Annotated in this window: 26 protein-coding genes and 3 pseudogenes; 21 read left to right on the top strand and 8 right to left on the bottom strand. The window is 46.3% G+C overall.

Features of this window, described 5'->3' with window-relative positions; genetic code table 11:
• Positions 1 to 32 precede the first annotated feature (32 nt).
• The 5 genes and pseudogenes from QUB63_RS17690 to QUB63_RS17670 all read left to right on the top strand — a co-directional run.
• A complete protein-coding gene (locus QUB63_RS17690) occupies positions 33 to 272 on the top strand; it encodes an ISAzo13-like element transposase-related protein (RefSeq protein ID WP_332946697.1) in 240 nt (79 codons plus the stop codon).
• Positions 182 to 751, top strand: a complete 570-nt coding sequence (locus tag QUB63_RS17685) for an ISAs1 family transposase (RefSeq protein ID WP_332946574.1) — start codon at positions 182 to 184, stop codon at positions 749 to 751. Before QUB63_RS17690 ends, QUB63_RS17685 begins: the two co-directional genes overlap by 91 nt.
• Before the next feature lie 233 nt (positions 752 to 984).
• A complete protein-coding gene (locus tag QUB63_RS17680; protein ID WP_332946573.1) occupies positions 985 to 1,284 on the top strand; it encodes a hypothetical protein in 300 nt (99 codons plus the stop codon).
• Between the two features lie 13 nt (positions 1,285 to 1,297).
• Positions 1,298 to 1,558 (top strand): annotated as a pseudogene (locus tag QUB63_RS17675) (ISAzo13-like element transposase-related protein); the annotation flags it as partial.
• Positions 1,528 to 1,878: pseudogene (locus tag QUB63_RS17670) on the top strand (tyrosine-type recombinase/integrase); the annotation flags it as partial. The pseudogenes QUB63_RS17675 and QUB63_RS17670, both read left to right, overlap by 31 nt.
• Positions 1,879 to 1,923: 45 nt before the next feature.
• On the opposite strand, the gene QUB63_RS17665 reads toward QUB63_RS17670, so the two are convergent.
• Complete coding sequence (locus QUB63_RS17665) at positions 1,924 to 3,801, bottom strand: ABC transporter ATP-binding protein (protein WP_332946572.1); 1,878 nt, start codon at positions 3,799 to 3,801, stop codon at positions 1,924 to 1,926.
• Positions 3,802 to 4,516: 715 nt separating this feature from the next.
• Between QUB63_RS17665 and QUB63_RS17660 the strand changes: the two genes are divergently transcribed.
• The 5 genes from QUB63_RS17660 (at position 4,517) to QUB63_RS17640 (ending at position 8,858) form a co-directional block, all read left to right on the top strand.
• Positions 4,517 to 4,855 (top strand): hypothetical protein, encoded by a 339-nt coding sequence (locus QUB63_RS17660; RefSeq protein WP_332946571.1) that lies wholly within the window; start codon positions 4,517 to 4,519, stop codon positions 4,853 to 4,855.
• 421 nt (positions 4,856 to 5,276) lie between these two features.
• Complete coding sequence (locus QUB63_RS17655; RefSeq protein WP_332946569.1) at positions 5,277 to 5,708, top strand: pyridoxamine 5'-phosphate oxidase family protein; 432 nt, start codon at positions 5,277 to 5,279, stop codon at positions 5,706 to 5,708.
• A 173-nt stretch (positions 5,709 to 5,881) separates the two neighbouring features.
• Positions 5,882 to 6,865 (top strand): aldo/keto reductase, encoded by a 984-nt coding sequence (locus QUB63_RS17650; RefSeq protein WP_332946568.1) that lies wholly within the window; start codon positions 5,882 to 5,884, stop codon positions 6,863 to 6,865.
• Positions 6,866 to 6,971: 106 nt separating this feature from the next.
• On the top strand, positions 6,972 to 7,976 hold the full coding sequence (locus tag QUB63_RS17645) for an NADP-dependent oxidoreductase (protein WP_332946567.1): 1,005 nt from the start codon (positions 6,972 to 6,974) through the stop codon (positions 7,974 to 7,976).
• 87 nt (positions 7,977 to 8,063) lie between these two features.
• A complete protein-coding gene (locus QUB63_RS17640; protein WP_332946566.1) occupies positions 8,064 to 8,858 on the top strand; it encodes an SDR family NAD(P)-dependent oxidoreductase in 795 nt (264 codons plus the stop codon).
• A 98-nt stretch (positions 8,859 to 8,956) separates the two neighbouring features.
• Here the strand turns inward: QUB63_RS17640 and QUB63_RS35095 are convergent, their stop codons facing one another.
• The gene (locus QUB63_RS35095; protein WP_442921786.1) at positions 8,957 to 9,181 is read right to left on the bottom strand and encodes a transposase; all 225 of its coding nucleotides are present in this window, start codon (positions 9,179 to 9,181) and stop codon (positions 8,957 to 8,959) included.
• A 323-nt stretch (positions 9,182 to 9,504) separates the two neighbouring features.
• On the opposite strand from QUB63_RS35095, the pseudogene tnpC reads away from it, so the two are divergent.
• Positions 9,505 to 11,053, top strand: a pseudogene (gene tnpC / locus QUB63_RS17635) (IS66 family transposase).
• A 210-nt stretch (positions 11,054 to 11,263) separates the two neighbouring features.
• On the opposite strand, the gene QUB63_RS35090 reads toward tnpC, so the two are convergent.
• The 3 genes from QUB63_RS35090 to QUB63_RS17625 form a co-directional block, all read right to left on the bottom strand.
• Positions 11,264 to 11,506: a hypothetical protein gene (locus QUB63_RS35090; RefSeq protein WP_442921790.1), complete on the bottom strand. Its 243-nt coding sequence runs from the start codon at positions 11,504 to 11,506 to the stop codon at positions 11,264 to 11,266.
• A gap of 12 nt (positions 11,507 to 11,518) precedes the next feature.
• Positions 11,519 to 11,773 carry a hypothetical protein gene (locus tag QUB63_RS17630; RefSeq protein ID WP_332946565.1) on the bottom strand — a complete coding sequence of 85 codons (255 nt, stop codon included), beginning with the start codon at positions 11,771 to 11,773 and terminating at the stop codon, positions 11,519 to 11,521.
• Positions 11,774 to 11,874: 101 nt separating this feature from the next.
• Complete coding sequence (locus QUB63_RS17625) at positions 11,875 to 12,723, bottom strand: arylamine N-acetyltransferase family protein (protein WP_332946564.1); 849 nt, start codon at positions 12,721 to 12,723, stop codon at positions 11,875 to 11,877.
• Between the two features lie 839 nt (positions 12,724 to 13,562).
• Between QUB63_RS17625 and QUB63_RS17620 the strand changes: the two genes are divergently transcribed.
• The 6 genes from QUB63_RS17620 to QUB63_RS17600 all read left to right on the top strand — a co-directional run bounded on the left by QUB63_RS17620 (position 13,563) and on the right by QUB63_RS17600 (position 19,029).
• The gene (locus QUB63_RS17620; RefSeq protein WP_332946563.1) at positions 13,563 to 14,831 is read left to right on the top strand and encodes an RNA-guided endonuclease InsQ/TnpB family protein; all 1,269 of its coding nucleotides are present in this window, start codon (positions 13,563 to 13,565) and stop codon (positions 14,829 to 14,831) included.
• 290 nt (positions 14,832 to 15,121) lie between these two features.
• A complete protein-coding gene (locus QUB63_RS35085; RefSeq protein ID WP_442921791.1) occupies positions 15,122 to 15,301 on the top strand; it encodes a leucine-rich repeat domain-containing protein in 180 nt (59 codons plus the stop codon).
• A 764-nt stretch (positions 15,302 to 16,065) separates the two neighbouring features.
• On the top strand, positions 16,066 to 16,593 hold the full coding sequence (locus tag QUB63_RS17615; RefSeq protein ID WP_332946561.1) for a D-glycero-alpha-D-manno-heptose-1,7-bisphosphate 7-phosphatase: 528 nt from the start codon (positions 16,066 to 16,068) through the stop codon (positions 16,591 to 16,593).
• Between the two features lie 641 nt (positions 16,594 to 17,234).
• Entirely contained in the window at positions 17,235 to 17,990 is a 756-nt protein-coding gene (locus tag QUB63_RS17610) for a tyrosine-type recombinase/integrase (protein WP_332946560.1), read from the top strand.
• 193 nt (positions 17,991 to 18,183) lie between these two features.
• Positions 18,184 to 18,408 (top strand): N-6 DNA methylase, encoded by a 225-nt coding sequence (locus tag QUB63_RS17605; RefSeq protein WP_332946559.1) that lies wholly within the window; start codon positions 18,184 to 18,186, stop codon positions 18,406 to 18,408.
• Positions 18,409 to 18,543: 135 nt separating this feature from the next.
• Complete coding sequence (locus QUB63_RS17600; protein ID WP_332946558.1) at positions 18,544 to 19,029, top strand: hypothetical protein; 486 nt, start codon at positions 18,544 to 18,546, stop codon at positions 19,027 to 19,029.
• A 36-nt stretch (positions 19,030 to 19,065) separates the two neighbouring features.
• On the opposite strand, the gene QUB63_RS17595 is transcribed toward QUB63_RS17600, so the two are convergent.
• Positions 19,066 to 19,464: a hypothetical protein gene (locus tag QUB63_RS17595; RefSeq protein WP_332946557.1), complete on the bottom strand. Its 399-nt coding sequence runs from the start codon at positions 19,462 to 19,464 to the stop codon at positions 19,066 to 19,068.
• Positions 19,465 to 19,541: 77 nt separating this feature from the next.
• Between QUB63_RS17595 and QUB63_RS17590 the strand changes: the two genes are divergently transcribed.
• From QUB63_RS17590 to QUB63_RS17575, 4 genes are all read left to right on the top strand, one after another.
• Positions 19,542 to 20,438, top strand: coding sequence for a GIY-YIG nuclease family protein (locus QUB63_RS17590; RefSeq protein WP_332946556.1), 897 nt, complete (start codon positions 19,542 to 19,544; stop codon positions 20,436 to 20,438).
• A 225-nt stretch (positions 20,439 to 20,663) separates the two neighbouring features.
• Positions 20,664 to 21,080, top strand: coding sequence for a DUF3024 domain-containing protein (locus QUB63_RS17585; protein ID WP_332946555.1), 417 nt, complete (start codon positions 20,664 to 20,666; stop codon positions 21,078 to 21,080).
• Positions 21,081 to 21,490: 410 nt separating this feature from the next.
• Positions 21,491 to 21,739, top strand: a complete 249-nt coding sequence (locus QUB63_RS17580; RefSeq protein WP_332946554.1) for a hypothetical protein — start codon at positions 21,491 to 21,493, stop codon at positions 21,737 to 21,739.
• Between the two features lie 83 nt (positions 21,740 to 21,822).
• On the top strand, positions 21,823 to 22,305 hold the full coding sequence (locus QUB63_RS17575; protein ID WP_332946553.1) for an Hsp20/alpha crystallin family protein: 483 nt from the start codon (positions 21,823 to 21,825) through the stop codon (positions 22,303 to 22,305).
• Positions 22,306 to 22,895: 590 nt separating this feature from the next.
• On the opposite strand, the gene QUB63_RS17570 is transcribed toward QUB63_RS17575, so the two are convergent.
• Together QUB63_RS17570 and pbpC are read right to left on the bottom strand one after the other, a co-directional pair.
• The gene (locus QUB63_RS17570) at positions 22,896 to 23,540 is read right to left on the bottom strand and encodes a hypothetical protein (RefSeq protein ID WP_332946552.1); all 645 of its coding nucleotides are present in this window, start codon (positions 23,538 to 23,540) and stop codon (positions 22,896 to 22,898) included.
• Between the two features lie 425 nt (positions 23,541 to 23,965).
• Positions 23,966 to 26,296 (bottom strand): penicillin-binding protein 1C, encoded by a 2,331-nt coding sequence (pbpC, locus tag QUB63_RS17565; protein WP_332946551.1) that lies wholly within the window; start codon positions 26,294 to 26,296, stop codon positions 23,966 to 23,968.
• Positions 26,297 to 26,562: the final 266 nt, after the last annotated feature.

Here is a 26,562-nt window from a genome sequence, read left to right as displayed (position 1 = left end):
CTGGCGGTGGCAGTAATAATTCCAATCATCATATCTTTAAATCGGATTTACAAAAATTAGTGGACGAGCTAGGAATAGAAATTAGGATCGCACACTATCCTCCCTATACATCCAGGGCTATTTCATTCTATTTGACGTGCTGGTATGGTAGTAGGACACTTACTGATACCCGCCCAAGTCTATGTCTCAAATTGCCATTGTTGAAGCGTTCGCAGACTTGCCAGATCCTCGTCGCACGGCCGGACAACGTCATCATCAAGCCCTCTGTTTAGCCTTGTTCACCCTGGCGGTGACGGCTGTTAATCGAGGATTTCTGGCGATTGGCGATTGGTTGAAAGCCCATCAAAAGGAACTCGTGGAGTTATTTCATACGCCCTTAGGGCGTATCCCTTCCTACAGCACCCTGCGTCGGATCTTACTCCAATTGGACTATCAGACCTACAGCGCCTGCTTGGCGAAATTCTTCGGGATTGAGCCCCAAAGCGGCGAAACGATTGCCATGGATGGCAAAGTCCTTCGTGGCTCCTATGAGTGCCCCAGCGATGACCCGAACGTCGAGTCTCATCCCGCCATTATGCTGGTGACAGCCTACATTGTGGAGCGGGGGTTGATTCTTGAGCCGTATGAGGTTTCCTCCAAAACCAATGAAATTACGGCACTCCCGGCCTTGATCAAACAGATGGCACTCACAGGAGTCGTCTTTGCCTTTGATGCGATTAGCACCCAAAAAAACAGTCGAGACGATTATTGAGAGCCCAAATGACTACTTAGGGGCGCTCAAAGGGAATCAATCGGGATTATTGACGGAGGTCCAAGCCAACTTTCAAGCCCAAGAGACGATATTTCAACTGCAAAAAGGACATGGTCGGATTGAAAAACCGACGCTCGGCATCAGCCGTGATTTGACCGGAATTCCGGATTTCCCCGGATTAAAAACGTTGATTCGAGTCGAATCCGAGCGTCAAGTGCATCGCTCCACCATCATTGAAATCTCGACCGAAACTCGCGCTTTACGTCACCTCCTTGCTGGAATCCGTCCAACCACTAGCAGACCGAGTTCGCGGCTATTGGGGCGTAGAAAACAAAGTCCATCATGTTCGCGATGTCACCCAAGGCGAGGATGCCGGACGCATTCGCACCACGCCACTCGTGCAGATTTGGGCGGTTGCCCGTAACTTTGCCTTGAACACGTATCGCGAGCATGGATTTCAAAATATGGCTCAGGCGCAACGTCTCGCTGGCTTCACGCTTAACACACTCAAAAAACTATTTAGAATGAAATAGCCCTGCCTATACATCGAAGTATAATCCGATTGAACATCGTTTGTTTCCTCACGTAACCAGAGCCTGTCAAGGAGTAATTTTTACTTCTCTTGAGTTAGTGAAAAAACTCATGGCAAAAACTCATACTAAAACCGGGCTTTCTGTAGTAGTAAATGTGAGCGATAAAATTTATGAAACTGGTCGAAAAGTAGCTAAGGGATTTAAAGAAACAATGAAAATTATTTTTGATGAATATCTACCAAAATGGAATTATCGTGCAGTTCCGACTATTTAGCAGACGCTAAAGTTATTAAATTTTCATTCCTTACGCAAGAGGAAATCGAACTTTTGTTCAACGAAGGTTTACAGACTCCTCGCCATCGCGCCATCTTCGGAATTTGCCTTTACTCCGCCTGTCGAGTAGCGGAAGCGTGCAGCTTGAAAGTCATCGATGTTTTCACCCCGGCGGGTGTCATCCGCTCAGAAATGATCATCCGCAAGGGCTACACCAGCGGCAAGCTCGGCACCCGCACCATCCCAATAATTCAAGATTTGAAACTGCTGCTAGAGACTTACGCTCATCCCGATCATCCATACTTGTTTCCTAGTCGCCACCTGAATCACCGCTGGAAGCACATGAACCCAGAAGCTAGTCCCTATTCACCTGACTGGCTTGTAGCCCAACATTCGGTAGTAGAGTCCCTGTTTGGTAAGAAGTTCGGCGTGAGTACCAGACTCCTTAATCTCGCCCGACTGCATCACAAAAATCAGATCGCAGTCTACGGCAGTTTCGAGGCGGTGCGTCACCAAGATGATAGTTCTGTTGCGGCGTAGACGTTGCAGAGTCTCTAGTACCCACTGCTCGTGCTTCAAGTCCAGCGCATTCGTGGGTTCGTCGAGGATGAGTATGGGAGCCTTAGTGACGATCGCTCGCGCAATAGCAAGGCGCTGTCGCTGTCCGCCCGATAGGTTTTGACCGCCCTCAGTGATTAAAGTATCGTACTGCTGGGGCAAGGTTTCGATGAACTCGGCTGCCCCAGATTCAGCCGCCGCTTCCCGAATATCACAGAGTAGAGCATCCGGGCGACCGTAGGCGATATTCTCGGAGATCGTTCCGGGGAAAAGTGGGCTGCCTTGCGAGACGAGCGCCATGTGGTTGCGAACATCGGCAATCTTAAGGGTGCGGAGGTCGAAGCCGTCGAGAAGGACGCTGCCTACGGTCGGGTCATAGAAGCGCGGCAAAAGATTGAGTAGCGTACTCTTTCCCGTTCCGCTAGGACCCAGAAACGCCACCATCTGACCGGGCTCGATACTAGCATTGATGTTCCGCAAGACGGGTTGCCCCAAGTTGTACTCGAAACTTACGTTGGCAAATGCTAGTGTGCGGGGATAGAGGGGAAGCGATCGCGCGTCAGGCTCATCTTTTATGGCGGGCGGCTCGTCAATGACTGTAAACACGCGATCGCATGAAGCTACAAACGTCTGGATCTTGGTCGTGAAACCCAACACCCAACCTATCGGGTCCCAGAACTGATTGAGGTACGCCATGAATACGAGCAAATCGCCGATGGTCACGCCGCCGGGTACCGGACGCAAGAACTGGTCGCGATAAACTAGGTATCCGCCGTAGCCTAAGATTACCCCGCTTCCCAAAGCAAAGACTACCTGAACCGCCAGCGGATAGAGGTTTTCTTGCCAATTGAGCCGCATGGAGGCCTTGACGCTGCGTTCGACCGCCTGCTTGAAGCGCCGCGACTCCGTTGCTTCTCGACCGAAGGACTGGATTAGCCTGATCGACTCTATAGCTTGCTGCATGGTTGAGGTCATCACCGCATCGGTCTGCTTCGACTCAAGGGCTCGACTCCTAATCCTTCCCTCGAAGTACCAATTCGCCAGTATTAAAAGCGGAGTGAACGAAAGGGCAAACACGGTGAGAAGGACATGGCGCGACAGCATGATCCAGATCATCGCCGTCAGCGTCACCGATGCGGCAGTGGAGCCGATGAGCGTATCGATTACCCCCCAGGGGCCGAGACTGTCGTAGCTCAACCGATAGATTGCATCACCCTGGGAGCGCTCGCCGTGCCAACCGAGACTCAGGGCCTGCATTTTGTCGTAGAGTTCGGTGCGAACGCGCAAAGTTCCGTTGTACTGGATACGGTAGTTCAACATCCTGCGAAGCATGAAGACGGTATCGCTAAGGATCCTGATAATCATCGCCACGAACGCCATTCCGAAAATTCGGTTCAGCGTGCTTTCACCGAACGGAGCAAGAAACAGCGTATGAATCCAGTTGGATGGAGGAGTTGGTGATAAAACCGTATCGACTAGAATTGCTATGGGCCAGGCGTTGAGAAGGTTGAAAAGCACCGATACCCCGATTAAAAGCAAGAGCGTGACGATGAGCCATAAGTCTTGGCGGAAGTAGGAAATGGAGCGCAGGACGATCCGCACCAACCAATGTTGGTTAATTAACGGCATCACCATTTTTGGTGAGTTCTGTTGGCTCTTTAAACGTGCTTTGAATGGAAAAGTCATGATGTGCTGGATGCCTCTAAATAAGACAATGCACCAATTAGGAAGTTTCGCCCCAGTCAGAGAAGCCAGAAATTAACTTTGGGTTATAACTTTTGTTGTCCAGTAGGGCAGATGCCATGTAGTAGTAGTATTCTACGCGTGCAAAATGTAAGTATAGTTTCGTGGTTCAAGGGTAGCTTTGGGGAAAGCGAGAGCGCTGTGCTTCCGAGTGTGATGCACATGGCGAAACTTTTTGCCAAGCGGTCGCTTTTGTTGAGATAGCCTCAACTTTTTTATCGGAACTTCCCCCTGTGGTTTTAAGCATCCAACCAAAACCCCTATCTGTCCAACAGTAGGACTAACACCCCCACCCAATAGATGACTACAATATTAGGGAAACATAAGAGTAAATCCAAAGCTCTCTACGTTGCAAAGGAGCTGGCATTGTCAGCTTATCGAAACTAACTGAAACCAGACGCACTTTAGGCTAGACTTGATTTTTAGCGATTGTCGATAAATTTGTTATTAACGTCCGAAAACTTAAAACTGGAAAACCCTCAGAAGTACATTTTGTTGAAGCTTTCCCTTTTGCGGGAGTGGATGATTTAACCGGAACAACCACCCACCCCGAATCAGAAGCATTCAACCGCTCCTCATCCTCGACCAACGACGAAGCACGGTAATCGTTGACACATACTCCCTTCTAAGTAATAAGCTAACACACATAAAAACAGTTGTGCAAGCACCACCCCACGTTGTATCTTTAGAAACAACACTCACAGCATCACTAAGAGCGATAATACCACCCACACCACCACTACCAGAAGGTGCATTGCCCACCGCAACACCACCGAAGTCGGAAGCATTAGCACCACACCCCGTACCCATTCAATCAAAGGAGCCTAGTTTAATGAGCAAACTGCAAGCACCCGATAAAGAAGCCACTGTCAGGTTTACCGTTGATATGTCTGAAACTCTGCACCGTAAACTGTCGATGTTAGCAGCAAAGACAGGGCGCAAGAAAGTGGATATTGTGCGGATGTTACTGGAAGATGGGTTGAAAGAAGAGGTGTAAGGGTAAGGGTTCTCTTCATATTGATGGCGATCGCTGTACTCGGAAAGTGGCGATTGCTTTTTTATCGAGCGGGACTTAAACAACAAGTTTTAGGCAAAACGAAGCTTTCCTTAATCTTTGACAGGTAGGGGTTTCAGGTGATTTCGCCCCTTGAAGATATTTTCTTTCTCTAGCAAGGGTTTTAAATCGCCCTAGTCATGGCCTGTTTGGTTGTTGCTAGCGGAGCTGTGGGTAAAAAAGCATCAATTAAGCGGACAGAAGATTTGTGAGGCGCTCGTTTTCTCAACAGGCTATTGACTCGGATCATTGACTTTCACATATCGACTCCATCTAACGACAGATGTAAAGCCGGGATTATTTCTGTTCAATACTACCAATTAACTGAATTTTTAAGAGAATAGTAATGTTAGATATTGATGAAATGAGTTCACAAGAAATACAGGAGCTGCTACACCAAGTAGGATACGGTCATCTGGGCTGCATACACGAAGGCAAACCCTACGTGATGCCAATGAATTATTATCTCGAAGATTCGGACATTTACCTGTTTACAACCGAAGGCATGAAGACTCATGACCTAGACGCAAATCCCGAAATCTGTCTACAGGTTGAAGAAATAAATGATGCGCTTCATTGGCGCAGCGCGATCGTGAATGGTCGAGCCTCCCGCCTCACAGTTCAGGAAGACATTGATCGGGCAATGCACTCGCTCAAAGAGCGCAATCCAACGCTCTTACCGGCTATCAATCGAACCTGGATTGATGCTCAGGGACGTTCAGAAGCGATCGCAATCTACCGCATCGACGCGAGTGAAATGAGCGGACGCACGACTGATGGAGTCAGCAGCCGATAAGAACCAAGATACCTCACACCTTCTAGCATGAATGAACTTTATGCGAGATCCATTGATGCAGATGCCATTGACCGTGCGCTCGCCTATGTCATTTAGCAGCCCGGTGATTTTGATGTGAATGAAATCCTCATTCGTGCGACAGGTCAAGAACTTTAGACTAATAGGAAAAAAGCATGAAACAGCGAAAACTCGGCAATCAAGGATTAGTAGTTTCAGAGTTAGGACTGGGCTGTATGGGGATGTCCGAGTTCTACGGGACAACCGATAAGTCAGAATCGATCGCCACCATTTATCGCGCCTTAGAGCTAGGCGTGACGTTGCTCGACACGGCTGATATGTATGGTGTCGGTCACAATGAAGAGTTGGTCGGCAAAGCAATTAAAGACTGTCGAGATCGAGTCATCATCGCCACGAAGTTTGGGAATGTACGCGGTAGTGACGGCAGCTTTAAGGGCGTGAACGGCACACCCGAATATGTCCGCTCTGCCTGTGATGCCAGTCTCAAGCGTCTGGGTGTAGATGCGATCGACCTTTACTATCAGCACCGAGTCGATCCAAACACTCCCATCGAAGAAACCGTAGGCGCAATGGCGCAGCTTGTCCAAGCCGGGAAAGTTCGCTACCTTGGCCTTTCCGAAGCGGCGAGCGCCACGATCCGCCGTGCAATGGCAGTGCATCCTATTTCCGCACTCCAAACTGAATATTCGCTCTGGAGTCGGGAGCCAGAATCTGAGATTTTGCCCACCTGCCGAGAGCTAGGGATTGGATTTGTGCCTTATAGCCCTCTGGGGCGCGGGTTTCTCACAGGCAAAATCAAGAGCCTCGACACGTTATCTGAGGGAGACTATCGGGCCGAGCGATATCCTCGCTTTCAAGGCGATAATCTCCAGCAAAATCTGGAATTAGTCGAGCAGATAGAGCAGATAGCCGCTGCTAAGGGCATCAAAGCTGGACAGTTGGCGCTGGCATGGGTATTAGCCCAAGGCGAAGACATTGTGCCAATTCCAGGCACCAAACGTCGCACTTATTTAGAAGAAAACATTGCGGCAGCCGCCGTGACACTGACTCCAGCAGAACTAGACCAAATCGCCAAAGCCCTGCCATTAGGAATTGCGGTGGGCGATCGCTACCCCGATATGAGTACGGTCAATCGTTAGGATTTGGCGCGAGTGATGTTTGGCATCCATGCCTTTAGTAAATAAAAACAACCGCTAAAACTTAAGTCGATCGAGTTCTGAAAATCTACCCAATAAGGAGAAAATTATGACAGAGATCGTGAGCCGCGAGATTCGGCTAGTCTCTCGCCCCAAGGGGATTCCTACCGCAGATAACTTTGCGATCGCCGAGACCAAACTAGAGCCACTTCAAGATGGGCAAGTGCTCGTTCGCAATCTCTACATTTCGGTAGATCCATATATGCGCGGTCGCATGAACGAGGGGAAATCTTATGTTCCATCCTTCGCGTTAGGAAAAGCACTCGAAGGCGGCGCAGTCGGCCTTGTAATCAAGTCTCGTGCCCAGGAATTCAAGCCGGGTGATGTTGTGACTTCCAACTATGGCTGGCGGGAATACTTCATAGCTGCACCAAAAGATTTGCACCAGGTTAGCCGCGATATTCAACCGCCCTCAGTTTACCTCGGTGCCCTCGGCATGACAGGTATGACTGCTTGGGTTGGGTTAAATTTGGTAGAGGTCAAAGCCGGCGATGTTATTTTTGTTTCCGCAGCCGCAGGTGCGGTGGGAAATGTCGCCGGACAACTAGCTTCATTGCGCGGATGCCATGTCATCGGGTCTGCTGGGTCAATGGAAAAAATCAAGTTTCTGCTGGAAGAATGCGGATTTGATAGCGCCTTCGATTACAAGGTCGGCCCTGTCCTCGAACAACTCAACCGGGCTGCACCGGACGGAATAGATGTCTATTTCGATAATGTAGGAGGCGAAACCCTCGAAGCGGCGCTCTCGGCGTTGCGCGTGCATGGCCGAATTATCGCTTGTGGCAGCATCTCCGGTTACAACGAGGAAAAGCCCCAGCCCGGCCCTTCCAATCTATTTAATATGATTGGCAAACGGTTGACCATGAAAGGGCTAATCGTTAGGGATTGGCTGGATCGCCAGAGTGAATTTGAACAGGAAGTGGGCGGCTATTTCCAAGCTGGCAAACTGAGGAACAAGGAAACAGTGGTGGTAGGAATCGAGCGAGCGGTGGGTGCATTTATCGGTCTTTTTGAAGGCAACAATGTGGGTAAAATGGTGGTAAAGTTGGATTAGGTGGCGACTAATTAAGTCGGCACTTGTTTCATGATTTGAGCAAGTTGAAACCCTAAAGCGCTTAGACATTATTTGGTTTAAAAAAGTATGGATCTCCAACTCTCCGATAAAGTTGCACTCGTCAGCGGTTCAACCGCCGGAATTGGACTAGCGATCGCTACGACACTTGCCGAAGAAGGAGCAACTGTCATTGTCAGTGGCAGAACGCAAGAGCGCGTAAACCAGGCTCTTGAGATCCTTCAGCAAAATGTCCCGAATGCCAAACTTCAGGGAATTGCTGCGGATTTGGGAACGCAAGCAGGAGTTGAATTGTTGCTTCAACAAGTGCCCGAAGTCAACATTTTGGTCAACAACTTGGGAATTTATGGCTCTCAACCATTTGAAGATATCTCCGATGAAGAATGGATGAACATCCTGGAAGTAAACGTTATGAGCGGTGTTCGGCTCTCGCGTCATTACTTACCGCTGATGCTAAAAAAAGATTGGGGACGAATTATTTTCATCTCTAGTGAATCTGGCTTGAATATTCCCGCCGAAATGATTCACTATGGCGTTACCAAGACAGCACAAGTGGCGTTGAGTCGTGGTTTAGCTGAAACAACAGCAGGCAGTCATGTCACGGTTAATACAGTATTACCAGGGCCAACCCGTTCTGAAGGAGTGGAAACTTTTATCGAGGGACTTGCTAAGGGGCAAAATATTTCACCCGAACAAGTTGAGAAAGAATTTTTTACGAAGACTCGTCCATCTTCACTGATTCAGCGATTTGCTACAACGTCTGAAGTTGCTGCATTAGTTGCATTTGTTGCTAGTCCTGTAGCTTCTGCAATTAATGGGGCCGCCTTGCGAGTCGAGGGTGGAGTGGTGCGCTCGATTGTTTAATAACAGGACTTATGTAACTGGCACATACAGCGGATTCCAGGTTTATGAAGTACAGTAACAGCAGCTTGTAAACGAACCAGTTTTTAAAGTGCTGTGGATTAACCCGCGTCAAACGCCGTAGCTAGTAAAATGTCAACCATCTTGGTAGTAGTGGGCGAAAACTTACGTAAAAAAGCTTTGAGTTGTGACCACCATAATTCGATCGGATTAAAGTCACGAGAATAGGGTGATAAATTCAAGATACTGGCACCAGCCGCTTGAATCAGTGGTTCAATCACCGCCAACTTATGGGCTGGTAGATTATCAATTGACTTCGACTGCACCCTCCCATAAGTTTGGCACTAAGCAGTGTTCAACAAAAACTGCAAATGCCTGACTATCCATCGACCCGTTGAGCGTCATTAATCCTACTACTTTTTTTAAGCTAATTGCTCCAATAACTGTTACTTTTGCACCTCAATAAAAGGGTTTTAAACCCTAGACTCTACTACCATATCTCGAACGTGCGTGGGTTCGTGTCAACCCCAATAAAACGCCCATTTCATCCAAAAACACCAGGTTTTCAGGGTCGATGTTTTGTAACCGTTCAGGGGGGGTAGAAGAGAAATAGCCCAACAACGGGAGAAAATCTGATAAATTAAGTGACATGGAAGAAAAGCGCGTCAACCACTTAGAGCAGATACCCCCTGAAGATTGGGGAAAGACTCCAACCAGTGTCAAAAAGCTGGTGGAGGCAATGGCGCTGCAAATAGAACAACACGAAAAGAAACTAACCGAAGTCCTGGCAGTTCAAGAACAGCTCCACCAAAAAAATTAATCGCACATCAGAAAACTCATCATCACCACCATCTTGCGACCCACCGGGATTTGGAAAAAAGCCGCAAAAGACAAAAAGCGGTAAAAAGCGAGGGGGGCAGCCTGGTCATCAAGGAAATAGCCGGGACTTATACCCAATAGAAGAATGTAGCTCAGTAATCGAGCATCATCCAGAAGAATGCAGTAATTGTGGAGCCACCGTGACTGGAGTTGATACAAACCCCTATCGTCACCAGATAGTAGAAATTCCACCCATCAGTCCCATAGTCATCGAGCATCGTTTGCATCAATTGACCTGTAGCGGATGTGGCACGTCTTGCCGTGCCAGATTACCAGAAGACGTGCATCCAAGTGGTTACGGAGTCAGAGTAGTAGCTAAGCGTAGCACTACTGAGTGGAGTGTACCGCAACAGTCACAGAATGGTACAAAGTGCCATGCAAGAAGTATTTGGGATTTCAATATCATTGGGAACCGCCAACAGACTGCGACTCGAAGCAAGTAACGCCGTGGCAATCTGTGTAGATGAAGCCAAAGATTATCTTCAAAACGCCAACGTCGTCGGAGCCGATGAAACCAGCTTTAATCAAGGAAATATTGATGGTAGTAATCCTGAACAAAGAAAAGCACAGGTTATGGGTTGCAGTCACCCCCCGGCGTCACATTTTTTGAAATCGCCCTCACCCATTGTACTCAAGAGGCAAAGAATTTATTGGGTGAAAACTTCCGGGGAATTTTGAACTCTGACCGTCACGGTGCTTACAACTGGGTAGACCTGGAACGTCGTCAATTGTGTTGGGCGCATCTGCGACGGGAATTTATCAAAATATCGGAACGTCATGGAGTTTCGGCAGAATTGGGAACTGCACTGGTCAAACAACAAGAAAAGTTGTTTGAACTTTGGCATCTCCGTCAGAGATGGTACTTTATCTAGTGGTGATTTTGGTGAGTTGGTTCAGGAGATTCGCTCATCCATTACAGCCACTTTACGTCAAGCTGACACATACCAAATCACATCGCGGGAAAAAACTCCCGAGTGCAAAAACAGTTCGTACTTGTCGTCAACTGCTCTTTCGTTGAGCTGGCAATGTGGTTGTTTGTTACCACTGCTGGTGTCGAACCCACTAATAATGCCGCCGAACGCGCCCCAAGTCCTGCCGTGCTCTGGCGACGTACCAGTTTTGGTTCTCAAACTCAATCTGGTAGTGTTTTTGTAGCTCGGATGCTGACTGTGGTGACAACCCTGAAGTCTCAAAAGCGGAATGTTTTGGAGTTTATGACTCAGGCTGTTGTTGCGAATCGTGGTGGTACAGCCACTCCTTCTTTGCTTCCTGACGCTAATAATTGTTCTGATGATTCTGACTTGTTGACTGCTGCCTAATTTTATTCTTTGATGTTGGGGGTATTTTTTCGTCTTCTTTCTACCCCCTGAACGCTTACGATGTTTTTCACTTTTTCCCAATACTCACACTTCAAAATTTGCACTCGGTCGGTGGCAGATTGACTACTCCGTATTGTCTTTTTTTTCGCGTCATATTTTGTTTGATTAATTCGCGACACATCATACGCTTAGCTGACAGATTGCTTGTAGCTATAAGCGCCAATATTCACAATATTCTGAGCAGGTGCTATCGGGATATTTTTCCACCATCTCGATCAATTTAGTTGTGGACGAGTGTAACACACTTTTAAGGCTTCCACCCTGTTTTTTGGGTTGAACGTGACCAGTCGTTTGTTTTTGTTTTAAGATTTTTTGAACAAACGCTTTACTCACATCAAAACGTTGGGCTACTTTCCTGACTGATGTATCACCTTGTTCATAGGCTTTAACTATTTTTTTACGAAACTAGATCGAATAAGCTTTCATTTTTTCTGCTGATGTACTGAATTTACTGTACCACATATACATGGAATCTGCTGTATGTACAGGACTTACGCAACTGACGCATAGCCCCAAGTTTGACTCCACAAGCGGATGGGCGCTCCCCGATTCAGTGCGTTTAGCAGCTTCCTTAACCAAGTGCGTTACAGAAATCCTGTGCAAGCACCCGCCGTTAGTTGCTTTCCGACTTCTGAAAATCGGCGAGCGAATTTCCCGCATCCCCTCTGCTGTTCAAAATTGTTAGATACAGAGACGAAGGAAGTAGAACCACGCGAGTCTTGTCGCCCTTGCCATAAATCGAGAGTTGCCCACTTTCACCGTTAGGTCATCGCACAAGATCGCTCAATTAATTGTTGTAACATCCGATCGAGATCGGCGCTCGCTCCCAGGTTGAGACAAAAAACATTCTCAAGGGTAGCGCGTAACTCTGCAACCGTTGAAAGGACGCGGTGTTCTGTTCGACCATCCAAATAATGCACCGTAAACTGATTGTTCCACAAGGCATAACGACAGTTGGAATCTGGTTTCGCCACCATCAAATTAGTAACAAAAATCGAGTTGGGATGAGTTGAAACGTACCAATTGCTCACCTCATAATCGGGTAATTCTTGCTCCTCTTGATCGAATCTGTAAAGGGATTTCCACTCCTGCTTGATATATGCTTGCATAATGTAGCTGCGCTCCGTTGCAATCAATCGAAATGGTTCATGGGATGTAGGTTGTTCAATATTCGGTGTCAAAGCAAGCGGCGTGGTAAGCGTTAATCCTCCGAATCCCGCATCTGCAATGTATGGCTCTCCATCAATATTGACCCCCAGCACCATATGGCTGCGGGGTGCAATCGTCCCGGACGGCAAATTCCACAGCACGCGAGCTGCTAGATTCGTTACCTGAAAGCCGAGAGCAAGCAACACAGCCCGCAACAGTGAATTTTGCTCAAAACAATAGCCGCCCCGTCCCTCGTGGATTAGTTTTTGTTGCAAGGATGCTAAATCCAGCAAAACCGGTTGTTTCAGGAGCGAATTGAGGTTTTCAAAGGCGATCGTGTGGGAATGTCGCTGATGAATTGCCTGTAACGTTGTCAGCCTGGGCGAGCAGTCACCGCTATAGCCAATTCGTTGAAAATAGGCATTCCTGTCGATTTCAGTCAGTCGTTGTTGCAATTGCATATTTTATTATCAAAGTCAATGCTGAGTTTCTTCATGGGGAGTAATTAATTATTACGCATCCAACGTTCCTTCATGTTTAGCATCGGAGAGATCTATGATTTCGCTCGCTCCTTCACGTCGAATCATCCACTTCCCCTGCAGATCGCTCCTTTCATCCCATCCAGTAAATCGGTAATGTCTCTTTGGTCGCGGCCGCGATTATCGCATACACCATCAAGGTATTTAAATTTTTGTGTTTGCTGAGTTTCTGCACTTTTCTTACATTCCCCTCTGTTGCGTCCAGTGCCGCCGTGATAACACTGTGTCTGATGCGGTGAGGGAACATCTGCTACTGGCGTTGCTCGATCGGGGTATGAAAAAAATAACTTGAAAATCCCGAAGCTTTGTGGATACTGGTTTCTCTGACTTGCATATTGAGCCAGTCATACCCTGGCATCAGCAACGCCCTTTACCTTTGGCTTCAAATCAATTCTACAGTTTCACGCTTGCATCGCCCACTGTCTCGGGCTATACCTGTGCTGACATAACGCATCTCAAGAGCTAATCTCAAAGTTAGTTCTTTACCGCAATTGCTCATGGGTAGCCAATCTACAGCCAAAACTATCTTTCTGGTCGCCTCTATGGCGGGCTGGCTTATCGTTGGTGCATCTTTGATGTATCTTGTTCCGGTCGTCGCAGATTGGTTAATATCCTCCGATCGCACCCATCTATGGATGCGACAAGGGGACTCCTGTTATATACGAAGTATTAACGGGAGGGGAATTGTCGCCAAACGAATAAAAGCGTAGCAACGTTTCAAGTGATTAATGTTATAATGATAGCAGGTTTATCGATGAAAAATGCGCCTAAGTTACCAGTACCGAATTCAGCCAACGCCAAAGCAGCAAGCAGTTATGTTTGACTGGCTGGAATTGCTGCGTCGGCATCGAAACTGGGTACTAGGTAATCGCTTTGACTGGCTACATCGTACACGTTGTAAGATTGATAGATGCTCTATAGTATCAGAACCTATTGGAGAGATACCAGAGTTAAAACCAACCTTTGAGAACGAATCAGCACAATTAAAGGAAACTAAAAAGTTATTTCCTGAGTACAAAGAATTTTACCACGAGGTACAACAGGAGAATCTTAAACGGGTTGATAAAGCTTGGTCACGCTGGCTAATACCTGACAAGAATGGGAACCGAGGTGGACGCCCTAAATTCAAGAAAAAAGGGGAATTGCGATCGTTTACATTCTCCAGGGTTAACAATCCTAAAAGCGTGTGTTTTCTCGAAGGCACTAACCTGAGAATTCCCAAGCTGGGACTAATACCAGTAATCGTGCATCGCCCTATACCACAAAGGTTTGAAATAAAGACGGCAACAATTGTTTATAAAGCAGATGGCTGGTACGTAAGCTTGAGTTTGCTTGATGATTCAGTACCAGAACCATTAGCTATAGATGCGGTTAAAAGTGTTGTTGGTGTAGATGTTGGCTTGAAGGAATTTCTCACTACATCAGACGGTGAGACTGTACCAATTCAGCAACATTACCGCCGAACTCAAAAACACCTGGCAGGTCAACAAAGACAGTTATCACGGAAAAAACCAGGCTCGAATCGGCACAAGAAACAACAGAACAAAGTAGCCCGGATTCACCAAAGGATAGCTAGGAATCGTAAAGATTTCCACTACAAAACGGCTTATCAGTTAACGAGGAAGTATGACTTAATCGCTGTAGAAGATTTAAAAGTGCGGAACCTTGCTCGGAATTCAAGACTGGCAAAGTCGATTCTTGATGCAGGTTGGAGCGCATTCATTAACATACTGGAATCAGTGGCAGTAAAATGCGGTTCTCTAGTTGTTAAGGTTGCGCCACATAACACATCACAGAATTGCTCAGGGTGCCAGGTGTTGGTTCCCAAAACGTTATCAGTTAGGACTCATGAGTGTCCTAACTGTGGGTTAATCCTAGACCGTGATGAAAATGCGGCGGTCAACATCCTAAATAAAGCATTACAGGCGGTGGGTCACATCGTTTCTGCGCGTGGAGGTCAAGGGGATACCCAACCCGTGAAGCGCGAAACTTCGACAGGCTGGGATGAAGTACAACTCTCATTATTCTAGTCTTAGAAGCTCCCGTTATACACGCAGTGTTAACGGGAGAGAACGTCACCTATGGATGCAGACCCTCAGCCGTAGCGGTTACAATCCTATGCTGGCTTGGGTAGGAGGAGGCATCGCTCTGGTTATTACCGTGTCGGGGTATATCCTCTGGCATCAGAGGTTTGAAGGCAAGATTTAGAGCGATGGTCACAGATCGATTTTGGAGCGATCGAGTTCTGAGTTCAAAGAAGTGTGGGAGGCCTTTGCGGTGAGGCGTAAAAAAAGCCTGCCAAGACGACAGTCACAATCAAATAACCAAAGTCCCGGATGCAATCGGGCAACTGTCGGATCTGACACGCCTCTACCTCGCTAACAATCAAATAACCGAAATACCAGAGGTACTCAAGCAAATGTCGAATCAAATCAAGGTTGATTTAGATAACAATCCAATTACCCCAATCCCAAAGGCGATTGAGCTGCTATCCGATTAGACACAGTACCCCGATAGCATTGACTTTATTCAAAAAATCCGCATATCCTGACCCAGGGTTTAAAACTGCTACAGATTCATCAGAATATAAGCGTTTCCCCGCCTAACCTCCCCCTGCCAACTCAAGTACCTCCCCCTGAACCCTGGAGCGATCGCCTTTTTTGGTAGGGATTAGAACAACACCAACTAGGATCGCCGGACAATTAGAACAGAACCTAAAAGCACTCAAAACCTTTTTCAGACGGGAAATAGTGGTACACCCGCCCTGTCACGGCAGAAATTGTAGAATTAGGTGCTCAGTGTTGGCACCGGTTTTGACAATCTTAGGGCTTGCAGGCTTAACAAACCCTCAATCTGCATCTGAAAATTCTCACGGGTTGGGTCGAACGCAGCGATCCTTCCCATAGGGAAATTTCTTGCTCAAATTTCCTTCGATCGAAATACTGACACCAAAATTCTGCAACTTCTAACAACGCGGGCACGGATTCAGCAACGCCAGAATAACTGCTCCCCCTACTTATTGAGCCGATACCTGAAGTTCAAGGGGTGACAATCAGTTCAAAAGCTTGACAAAGCTTGCTTTGTAGATATTTTGTGGTAAAAAAGTGGTTGCTCTAATGGGAATAAGACCGTATATTACTGCGTATCGCAAATTCGTTATAATACGCTCCATTGCCTAATTTTGAAGCGCTTGTATCAAATAAATCAGTATCATGGCATTAAAAAAAGCAGTCTTTTTAGACAAAGACGGAACCTTAGTGGTCGATGTCCCCTGTAACGTTGACCCGAAGAAAATTGTCCCAGTCAGTAATGCAGTTGCTGCATTACGACTCTTGTTGGGACTTTCGCTACAAGTTGTTAGTCATCTCCAATCAATCGGGTATAGCGCGAGGTTATTTCTCGGAACAAGATCTAATTTTGTACCTACACGAACTTGATACCCTCTTTAGGGAGAGTAACATTATCCTAGATGGGTTTTACTACTGCCCTCATGATAAATCAGCAGGTTGTGATTGTCGCAAGCCGAAGCCAGGAATGATTCAGACAGCAGCTCACGAGCATGGTATTGATTTAGCCGCATCTTGGTTCGTTGGCAACACCCTGAACGATGTTGAAGCGGGTTATCGGGCAGGATGTCGAACAATTTTGATTGACGACGGCAATGAAACATTAGGGGAGTTTAATTGCGATAGCTCTTTGCTGCTTTTGAGCGCAGACCGCATCCCTCACTACATTGTTCCCGACCTCGAAAGCGCCTCACACATTATCCATACTAAAAGTAATTCATTGTGACTCGGGGTACGAGTGGGTAATTAATTAAATTTTTCTCCTAAATCCAGAGAAATCCCGAAAACTGCATTTTCGATGTTCTCCTGTGAAGGCGTCCGTATTTCAAATCCATGCTTCTTGTAGCATTTGACGAGGTTGGAATTGTTGTTGATGTCTTTTTGAGTTAGAGAACCGCTGATTCGCTTAATTCCCCGAGACACGAGCTTTCTTTATCGCAAACTGCAACAGGTGAGTTCCCAGTCCCCTGCGACGGTAATCGATTGGCTTGGGTTCAACTAGCCATCTCAAAAGAGCTGCCCCTAAGTGATCTGGAGCGTGAATTACATCGTCGCGAATCAAGATATCGCCTATCTCCAATTTATCGGGCGGATAAAAAACGCCTTCGAGCCTACCAACTTCGCTGTTGCGGTACAAGAGTTTGGCAATAAAATATGAGTCTTCGTCCCCGTTTACTTGCAGATGATTATTCTCGTCTGCAGGCGATCGCGAATAATCATCTGCTCATTGTTTTCCGATGAACTTTCCAACATCATTTATTTTTAGAATACCCGATAGCGATCGTCGCTCACCGAATCTACGATGATCCTTATTTCCCTTGGCATCTCTCCTACCACGTTAAGAAATCCCCGTCTACCGATGCAGTAATGCAGTATTTGCGGCAAACTTTCTGGTATCGGGTCGAGTATACACCAAGCATGAAAATAGAACGGCACGGCCAAGCAAAAATCCTTACGCAACAGGAAATTGAGCTGCTGTTCAACGAAGGTTTGCAGACCTCACGCGATCGCACCTTGTTTGGAGTTTGTCTCTACACCGCCTGCCGGATTGCCGAAGCTTGTTCCCTGGAAGTCATCGATATTTACACTGCCAGAGGTACAGTCCGACCTACAATCAACTTCCGCAAGGGCAACACCAAAGGCCAACTCCAAACCCGAACGATTCCTGTCATTGAAGATTTGCGGAGTCTCCTGACATCTTGGAAACCCAACGCGGGTCAGACTTATTTATTCCCTGGCCGCCACCCCTCCCATCATTGGAAGCATCTGCACCCCGACTCAGCGGACAAGGTTCTGAGACAAGCGTTCGAGCGGGCCGACATCGAGGGAGCCTCCACCCACAGTTTTAGGAGAACCGCTCTCACCCAGATGAGCAACGCCGGAATTCCACTGCGGATTATTCAAGAAATCAGCGGTCACAGCAACCTCGAACAGTTGCAGCACTACCTAGAAGTGGAGCCGGAGCAAGTTAAAGGAGCGATCGCCTCTTTATCGATGCTTTCCTACACCGGGAAAGCTACATTTCCCGGTCTAGAGCATGAATTGCCTGCCGTGCCGTTACCGAGAGAGCAACTGTCACAAGACCTATCAGACGACGCAGCCCAAGAAATTCCCGACTGGTGACGATCGCTTGAACCTGCGCCTGAATCTCTCAATCCAGAGCTGGTTGCAATTGTTCGTCATGACGATCTCGCGTAAAATAAGAGTTTGTACGAGGCGGTGCTGTTTGTTGTTGCCGAGACGAGAGAATCAATCAAGGACGTGGGAAAATAACACTAACAATGCAAGCCTTCTACACCGAACTCGAAAAACGCCTTTGGGAAGCAGCCGGCTTTCCGAGCGGGCTAACTCTAAACTCAAGCCTTCGGAATATTCCGTTAACAAGGTTTATCGGGATGTGGCCCGGCTGTGTAAAATAGCAACATTGGATGAGATTGAGGCGCAGGAATGGAGTCTCAATCCTGGGCGTTATGTGGGGGTGGCCCAACGCAAGGAGGCGGAGGATTTTGATGAGAGCCGCGCGGTTGGAAGAGTTGAATGAGGAATTGGAGATTTTGAATGTTGAGGCTTGGGCTTGTTGGAAGAAACAATTGCTGAGAATGTAGCAATGCTTTTAGAACGAAACTTTTAGAGATAAGGCATTGCAGGAAATAAGGAGAATGAAATCAGAAACTATATGACTACAGACAATTTTTCACTATCTATAGGTGACATTTCTGGAATTATCCAGGCGGTTGGAGTTGTTGTATCTCTCATCTATGTGGCTGTACAGGTTCGAGCTAGTACGAAAGCTATAAAAGGGGCTACTTATCAATCAATTATTAGTGTGTATGCAGAAATTGAAGCCCGGATCAGCCAAGACTCAGAAGCAGCACGCATCTATCGGCTAGGCTGTGACGAGCCTGAAGCGCTAGAAAAAGATGAAGCGCTAAGGTTTAGGGAACTTGTTTGTAGCATTTTTAATTTCTATGAAAATCTCCACTATCAATATAAAAACAATTTATTAGATGAAGTTTTATGGGAAGGTTGGTCTAATTACCTGAAAATTAAACTAGAGTATCCAGGAGTAGCGAAATATTGGAATACGAACGGAAAGCTTTATAGTAAGGATTTTCGGGAATATGTGACAAGGAAATGTCTCAGAAGAGAAAACCAAGTTTAATCTAGTGGTGTCGCTGGAGGGAAAAAATGAGTGAACCTAGAACGTTACCAATCCCAATCCCCAAGGAAGAAATAGTGCAATTTTGTCAGCGTCACTAGCTCCGCAAACTGTGCGAATCTGTAAAAACAAATAATGATAGTTGGAATGGCGTTCATAAGTTACGTCCTCAACCCCCAAAAGCGGTCGAGACAAACTCCACCACAACTCCAAACGCATCAAATCCTTCAGCATCTTCTGGAGGTAGTGGGTCTGGTAATACGGGTAAGCCAGATGGCAGCAGCTCAGCAACATAAAAACTTCGTTGTATCGAACAAACAACAGCCCTTTGCATTGTAGAAAGTTCACCGCTCGCCCCGATAACTGCTGGAGCCAAAATGCGGAATCAGCTTGGGAGTGACCTGCGATCGCTTTCTTTCCCAAGGCAGAAGCCCTCACCCCTAGATTTGTTACAATTCTCGATCGTGTGGAGCAGGTGCATCTACAAAACCGGCTCAAAGGAGAATTGATAGACAATGTGGCTAAAATTTGGTGTTGCTCTCAGCGGTGAACTGACGGGCATTGATGAAGTTGCGCGCGGAAAAACGAATCTCGCTTGCCTCTACTGCGGTGGCGGATTGACAGCAAAAAAGGGGAACGTGAAAGAACATCACTTCGCGCACACCGGGGAAACTTGCAAACCCGTGTCACAGCGGATTAAAACCAAAGCTTTCCCATCGCTGCCTCTCTACGATAATTTCACCATCCAGCTTAAGGGTGAGGAATTGGAGCAATTGAAAGTGCTGTGGAAAGAGTACGGCGCACAAAATTACGCCATTCCCAAAGACTTGGTAAACTTTCGGTGGGAACTCAAAGGATTGGTGGAGTCGTCGGGCGATCGCTTTTATCAATTCACTGACCTCGGTAAAATCCCGATGGGCGCTCTTCCCCTGGCGCTGTTCAACTCAGTCCAAGAACCGCTGCTGCTGTCAGAGTTAATGAAGTTGGAAGGCTCTGTAGAAATTGCTTTATCTGCGGGGTTATCTTGTTTAGAAGAACGGCGGGCTGATTTGCTGATTTATCGAGCGCAGCTTCGTCGGATTTTGGTGAACTCGCTCTACTTTCTTGAGGTAAAAGCGGACGGGAACACGTTCTACAAGATTGGCATTACTACTCGATCGATCGAGGAGAGAATCGCCGAAGTGCAGCGGGATGTGAGGGCGCATTACTCGGATATGGTTGTTAATTTGCTGGGATTGTGGGAACACCGGGGGAATGTCGAGCTGTATTTCAAACACCGGTACAAAGCGTTTAATTACCGCATTGGCAAGCTGACGGAGTATTTTGTGTTTCCGAACGTCAAGGCGGTGCTGAATGATTTGTACGGGATGGAAGCAAAAGTTTTGAGTAAGGCAGTTTTCTGGGAAAATTAAGTATTATCAATACGAGAGCGTGCTTGCTACAAATCATCCGCACCGCACCCAATCAAGGCATAGATTGCGCCGTTTGACCTGAGCGGCTCGCATTACTTGGAGGCTCGCGCCGCCTTGATAAGTAGCCCAACAAAGGTTGTTGCAAGCAGCCACTACATTCACAGTAGGTCGAACGATCGATTTTGTCGTTTCAATTCTACCTAGATAATCAGGAAAACAAATTCAATGGCAAAAAAAGCAAAAAAGCTCTGGCTTTCTTCTTCTCCCAAACAGTCTAAACCTACAGTGCCTGATACTGAGAAACAATTAATCGAACAAAAATGTAATGAGTTAATTCAAACAGAATTTAAGCCCAAATATATCGACTCTCCACCCACAGACCCGGATTTCAACTATCGAACGGATATCTTTGGCAAGTGGTATCGCAACTATTTTTACTTCTGCTCAACTTATAATTGTCCGAGTCCGAGGGCGATTTCCCCGTCTTTTGAGTCTCGCTCCGCCCGCCTAGAATATGTTGGGCCAGATTGTTTTAATGTGGCCTACATGAAACATACGGGGCAATGGTGGGAAATTCTGCATGGTTTGTCTTTAGAAGAATGTTTATCGGAAATTAGAAACAATCCCCTGTTACATCCTTAATCGTTGCTCTAATTGGTGATCGTTCTTTTAATTATCGAATTGGCTCTCCTGACGGAGTATTTTGTGTTTCCCAATGTCAAGCCAATTATAAATGATTTGTACAGGATGGAACCCAAATTGCTGTCGGCTGTTGAGTTGGATGCAAAAGACTCTTGGGATAGAAAATGATGTGAGCCAAAACCCAGATGTCAACGGATTAGATAAGTGCCCAGGAGGCGCCGCCACCGCTCCCAAGTACAACCATTGACTCTTACACATTTTAGAAAAGCGCTTTGAGCTCTTACTACTTGTTGAACTAACGACACATAGGCTCTTGGGCGATCGCGTTTTAAGGACTGAGATTATGCGAGATCCCTCATGAGCGCGAGCGATGGCTATGGGAAAGCAGCGATTGCCCGCAAAGTCCTTACGTGTCGGCTACACACCACCCGCACCGCCTTTTTGGTACGGTTGGCAATCCCGGCGATACTTCCCTCGACGCTCGCGCCGTGCAGAGTTCGCTCGGCAAGCTCATCACGTGGTTGCCAGATCCTTTTCGGTTTCTAGGAATAGCTTTGTACGGTTTTCTTCACTGCCAATTAATTCTGGTTCTTTCGCGTTTATTGTGGCAAATACGACTAACTGGGTTGGGTTCTCCTGACTGTTCCTCTCACTTATAAAGCGGCATCATAATAACTGTAAGCAACGAGCTTCTACCCAAACTTTCCTTATAGAGCTTTACCAATCTTTGAGGTGACAGATTATGTTGATGCGCTACTGGCAACCATTCACGGAAATTGAAACCATCCGCCAGCAACTCGATAAAGTTTTTGACCAACGGGCAGCAACGAGAGATAACTCTGAAGCCGCTTGGATGCCCGCTCTAGAATTGGCTGATGCTGGGGACAACTTCGTATTAAAAGCGCAACTGCCTGGAATTGACCCCAAAGACATTGACGTTCAAGTCACCCGTGAAGCAATTTCTATCTCTGGCGAACGCCGCTACGAAAACACAGAAGAAAAACCCCGCTACGTCCGCTCTGAATTCCGCTACGGCAAATTCCACCGGACGCTTCCCTTGCCCGCACACATTCAAAACGACTCTGTGCAAGCTGAATACAAAGATGGCATTCTAACGCTAACCCTGCCCAAAGTAACTGAAGCCCGCAATAAAGTCGTCAAGATTAATTTAGCCGAAATTGCTGGAGCTTCAACGAATCCCGCTTGGGAACAGGCTAACCAATAACGATGGGGTAAGCGTGTTTAGTGGTGAACTCAGTACGCAGAAAGGCTGTGCTTAATTGAGTGAGGCAAATTTCTCCAAATTGAGCTTGATTGGATTTACTTAACAACAACGGAACTGGAAAAGCTGATACCGGGAGCTACAGTTGCTCTCGGTATTCTTTATTTGGGGAAGCTTTAGAAAAGCCGGCCTTATAGGTGTCCTGAACCCGCAGCGAATTCAGTAACGCTTATAAGGCCGGCTTTTAGTAAATGCAGTCGATGTGCACTTCGCGAGCAGAATACCCAATCGTGAGTCCAGGCATTGAAGTCCCTCAGTCCTCCGTTCCACCCAATTCTGTGGCGAATAAAGACGCTTGGAGTGATTAGACCACGGGGGGCGCTTTTACGGTCATCAGAAACTCTGGGGGGAACGCTGCTGCCAGGAACGCGAAGGTTTGATAGTCCTGAACTCACGTATCTAGCAACTCCTGTAAAATCTGTTCTACTGTTACCTTCAACGGAGGCAAATTATTCTGTACGAGCGAGATCCTTCGATTCGTACTCAATCGCCTCCATTCTCTGCATCCATGCAGTCTAAAAAAGCACAATTTCTTATGGGCTAGTATCGAGAGGCGTTTTAAGTTTCAGCTTAACATTAGTTCCTTTTTTAAGGAGAACTTCACCACCAGGACAAGACTTGACATAAGCCGCTGTTGCTGCACCCCCAGCTACAGCACCATGCTTGAATTTCGCTTTATTGCCGAGGAAATGACCGGCTGCTGCTCCAGCTAAAATAATGCCAGCATTCTGAACAAACTTGCCTTTGGTTTTTGTTTCTACCTGAGTATTAACTAAAGTAACATCCACGGGATAAGCTGAGCCATCTGCGAGTTGAATGTCATCAAAAACTAGATGCAAACTCGATTTTTTGCCTTTAGCTGCTTTGACGACATCTTCCAGATGTCCCTGAATCACGGCATCTTTAAGAGTTTTATTGCCTCCTTTGGCTTGCAGAGTAAAACGCTCGTTGTCGCGGTTTTTACCAGCAGACAAATCTTGTTGGAGAATGGTATCAAAACTGGTTCCAGCAGGGACAGCCGCTGGCTGATTTTTAAGCTGACTGGACGTAGGGCTGAAGAGGTTAGATACAGGATTTGGGCGATTATTAGCCGGAGCAGAAGTGTTGGCTATCTGCTCGCTTGACTTATGACAAGCAACAGTGTTACTGAGTAATACGGCACCCAGTAGTAAGGGCATTAACTTTTTCATCGTTGGTTTCTTCGATTCAATAGGCTATCAGAATCTGATTAGGCTAAAATTAGCCAATTGACAAGGGATTAACTGAGCACAAATGCGATCGCTCCTACAACTACTACGCTAGTTTAGCGAACGACTATGTAGGATTGTCTTCCGAACTACTGAAGTAAAAGTCTCCTTTTAATCATTGGTGACAAGTTAAGACTTAATTGCATTTGTCAATCAGTAATATTACTCAAAAAAACTGCTTTTTTAGGAGTGAAAAATTCACGATTTGAGAGGGAGTAGGTATAAATATCATGGGAGGCCTGATTCCTCGATCGCTCAAATCTCAGTTTTCTGCCCAAAATCCGAGTAAATGTTGAACATAATTGCTGATTGAGAAATACTTTCTTAGCTTAACTTGTTACCAATCTCTTTTAATTCTATTTGCCAGTCGGTAAAGAGGTTGAATTGCCAACAAACGAAAAGCCACTCCGCAGGGATTTATTGTTGGCAACCTGCACATAAAACCTCACGGTATCAACCATTTTACCTGATTTAGCTTGCAAATTCCACTCTCCAGGTTTCAGATGCCAGAATAGCGAATTAGACGACTGCGTGGCTAACTTCTTACCATTCAACCACCACTCAATAAGAGTAGTATTTACTCCCAAAATTTTAAACTCCAGCCGTGAAGTCTCATTCTGGTTCATCAGAAAATAATCATCATTTTGAGGAAAGACTATTTTAAAATTACTGTTACTCAAACTAGAGTTACTCTGCTTTGCTAACCAGCCGTTATACTCTTCAGATAACGTTAAACTCCCCGACTCAGTTTCGTACTTACTAATATCTTCAGTATCAAAATATTCTTGCACAACTGACGGACAATCAGGTTTAGGTCGCCACCCAGAAATAGCACAAATAGGACGCTGTACTAACCCTTTCAAGGTCGGAAAAGCCGCAGGTTCTTGATGTTCGTGTAAGTGTAGCATAATGTGATTCCAGAGGGGTGCAGCACCCATAACTCCAGAGACTTTTTTCATGCGATCGCCATTAAAATTTCCGACCCAAGTAGCAACAGTATAATCAGTAGTAAAACCCACCGTCCAAGTATCCCGAAAATCAGAAGAAGTTCCAGTTTTTACGGCCGTAGGAAATGGTAAAGCCAGCACAGAGTCAACCCCAAACTCTTGAGCGCGGGCGTGAGCATCGCTTAACATATTAGTAATTAAGGCAGATATTTTTCGCTGGATTACAGGTTGAGAATTAGAAGTTTTGGCCTCATTAAATGTACTAAAAAGTGGTGTGAATTCTCCTTGTCTCGCCAAAGTTACATAAGCCCTAGCTAACTCGAACAAACTGACTTCACCGCTACCTAGAACTAACCCCAAACCATAGTATTCTGGAGTTTGAGTCAAATGCTCAAATCCCAATTCATGCAAGCGATTGAGAAAATTAGATACTCCCACTTTTTCTAATACCCTTACTGCTGGAATATTGAGAGAATTTGCCAAAGCTATTCGCACTCGCACTGGTCCTAAAAATGTTCGATCGTTAGAATTAGTAGGGCTATAAAGTTTGGCACCAGGAATGGCATAATAAGTCGGCACATCTGCCAAAATCGTATTGGCTCTAATGGCACGTTTTTCTAAGGCTAATTCATACAAGAAAGGTTTAAGAGTAGAACCAGGCTGACGTAAGGCTTGCACTCCGTCATTCCGACCTATTTCTGTTTGATTAAAATAATCAGGAGAACCGACATAAGCTAAAATTTCCCCAGTATGATTATTGATAACTAAAGCTGCGGCATTATGGACATTATGGGGAGATAAAGAATTGACGACTTGCTGCACTTGTGCTTCAACAAACTGCTGTAAAGAACGATCGATCGTGGTGCGAATATGAGACGGATGCTGCTTAGGTAATTGATTGGAAAGCCAGAATAAAAAGTGAGGTGCGGCAATAATTCCCTGCTTGACTGGTGCGAGTAAAATTTCTTCAGTTAAGGCTCTTTCTGCCTGCGAGCGCGTGATATATTTGTCTTTGACCATGCGATCGAGTACGTAAGTTTGCCGTTTTTTTAAAGATTGCCAACGGTAGTAAGGATTGAGATTATTTGGATCGTTAGGAATGGCTGCTAAAAGGCTGGCTTGAGCAAGATTGATATCAGCGGCAGAAATGCCAAAATAGGTGCGAGAAGCGGCTTCTACGCCGTAAATATTGCCGCTCATTGGCAATCTGTTGATGTAAGATTCGAGAATTTCGTCTCTATTCATGCCGGCGAAAATCCGCCAAGATAGCCAAAGTTCCCGCACTTTGTTAGGTAATGTGCGAGGTGCGGGCTCTAGCATCCGTGCTAACTGCATGGTGATGGTGGAAGCACCGCTGACTAAATGTTTGGCTTGTGCAGCTTCGAGGAGCGATCGCGCGATAGCAATCGCATCTGTGGCACCATGTTGATAAAATCGGCTGTCCTCAGCGGCGATAATTGCTCGCACAAAGTGAGAAGAAACTTGATTTAAGGGTACTGTGGCGGTATGTTCTTGGTCGCGAGTGAGAATAGTGCCCAGGGGGAGTCCGTTGCGATCGCTAAATTCGATCGCCGACTGCTCCTGGGCGATGTCAGCAGTACGGATGGGTGCAAGATAAGGAAGCGATCGCACAATTAGGCAAATTAATACTAACACCAAAAATAGACGAAATTTCGGGTTTCTATATTTGGGCCAAACTTTTTGGATAATTTTAATCAGCCACAGCCTCAATATCATCATCAATTAATCCCTCAGCCAACAAAAGTTTAATCTATAGCCTTTCTCAGTAACATGATGTGCGATCGTTAATAAGTAATAAAGGCTATATTTCCGATCGAGAAACGCATCTACCGGATTCACAAAAGACTACAACCCCAAGATACTTGTTTCCAGAAACTACCGGGTTGCCACCTCATTAAGAAACAATACAAAATCCTTACCCTCATAAAATTGTTAACTTTAATGATTAATATAAGTAGGTAGGCGGGATTAAACCGAATAATGTA

The organism is Microcoleus sp. ARI1-B5 (assembly GCF_036705795.1).
GTDB lineage: Bacteria > Cyanobacteriota > Cyanobacteriia > Cyanobacteriales > Microcoleaceae > Microcoleus.
Note: the sequence above shows the minus strand (reverse complement) of the source record. Positions and strands in the feature narration are given on the sequence as shown.

Excerpts from the sequence above, each read along its gene's own strand:
- QUB63_RS17685 (WP_332946574.1), top strand. The coding sequence starts at position 182 with ATGTCTCAAATTGCCATTGTTGAAGCGTTCGCAGACTTGCCAGATCCT.
- QUB63_RS17665 (WP_332946572.1), bottom strand. The coding sequence starts at position 3,801 with ATGACTTTTCCATTCAAAGCACGTTTAAAGAGCCAACAGAACTCACCA.
- QUB63_RS17655 (WP_332946569.1), top strand. The coding sequence starts at position 5,277 with ATGAGTTCACAAGAAATACAGGAGCTGCTACACCAAGTAGGATACGGT.
- QUB63_RS17650 (WP_332946568.1), top strand. The coding sequence starts at position 5,882 with ATGAAACAGCGAAAACTCGGCAATCAAGGATTAGTAGTTTCAGAGTTA.
- QUB63_RS17645 (WP_332946567.1), top strand. The coding sequence starts at position 6,972 with ATGACAGAGATCGTGAGCCGCGAGATTCGGCTAGTCTCTCGCCCCAAG.
- QUB63_RS17640 (WP_332946566.1), top strand. The coding sequence starts at position 8,064 with ATGGATCTCCAACTCTCCGATAAAGTTGCACTCGTCAGCGGTTCAACC.
- QUB63_RS17630 (WP_332946565.1), bottom strand. The coding sequence starts at position 11,773 with ATGCGGGAAATTCGCTCGCCGATTTTCAGAAGTCGGAAAGCAACTAAC.
- QUB63_RS17625 (WP_332946564.1), bottom strand. The coding sequence starts at position 12,723 with ATGCAATTGCAACAACGACTGACTGAAATCGACAGGAATGCCTATTTT.
- QUB63_RS17620 (WP_332946563.1), top strand. The coding sequence starts at position 13,563 with ATGCGCCTAAGTTACCAGTACCGAATTCAGCCAACGCCAAAGCAGCAA.
- QUB63_RS17615 (WP_332946561.1), top strand. The coding sequence starts at position 16,066 with ATGTCCCCTGTAACGTTGACCCGAAGAAAATTGTCCCAGTCAGTAATG.
- QUB63_RS17610 (WP_332946560.1), top strand. The coding sequence starts at position 17,235 with ATGCAGTATTTGCGGCAAACTTTCTGGTATCGGGTCGAGTATACACCA.
- QUB63_RS17600 (WP_332946558.1), top strand. The coding sequence starts at position 18,544 with ATGACTACAGACAATTTTTCACTATCTATAGGTGACATTTCTGGAATT.
- QUB63_RS17590 (WP_332946556.1), top strand. The coding sequence starts at position 19,542 with ATGTGGCTAAAATTTGGTGTTGCTCTCAGCGGTGAACTGACGGGCATT.
- QUB63_RS17585 (WP_332946555.1), top strand. The coding sequence starts at position 20,664 with ATGGCAAAAAAAGCAAAAAAGCTCTGGCTTTCTTCTTCTCCCAAACAG.
- QUB63_RS17575 (WP_332946553.1), top strand. The coding sequence starts at position 21,823 with ATGTTGATGCGCTACTGGCAACCATTCACGGAAATTGAAACCATCCGC.
- QUB63_RS17570 (WP_332946552.1), bottom strand. The coding sequence starts at position 23,540 with ATGCCCTTACTACTGGGTGCCGTATTACTCAGTAACACTGTTGCTTGT.
- pbpC (WP_332946551.1), bottom strand. The coding sequence starts at position 26,296 with ATGATGATATTGAGGCTGTGGCTGATTAAAATTATCCAAAAAGTTTGG.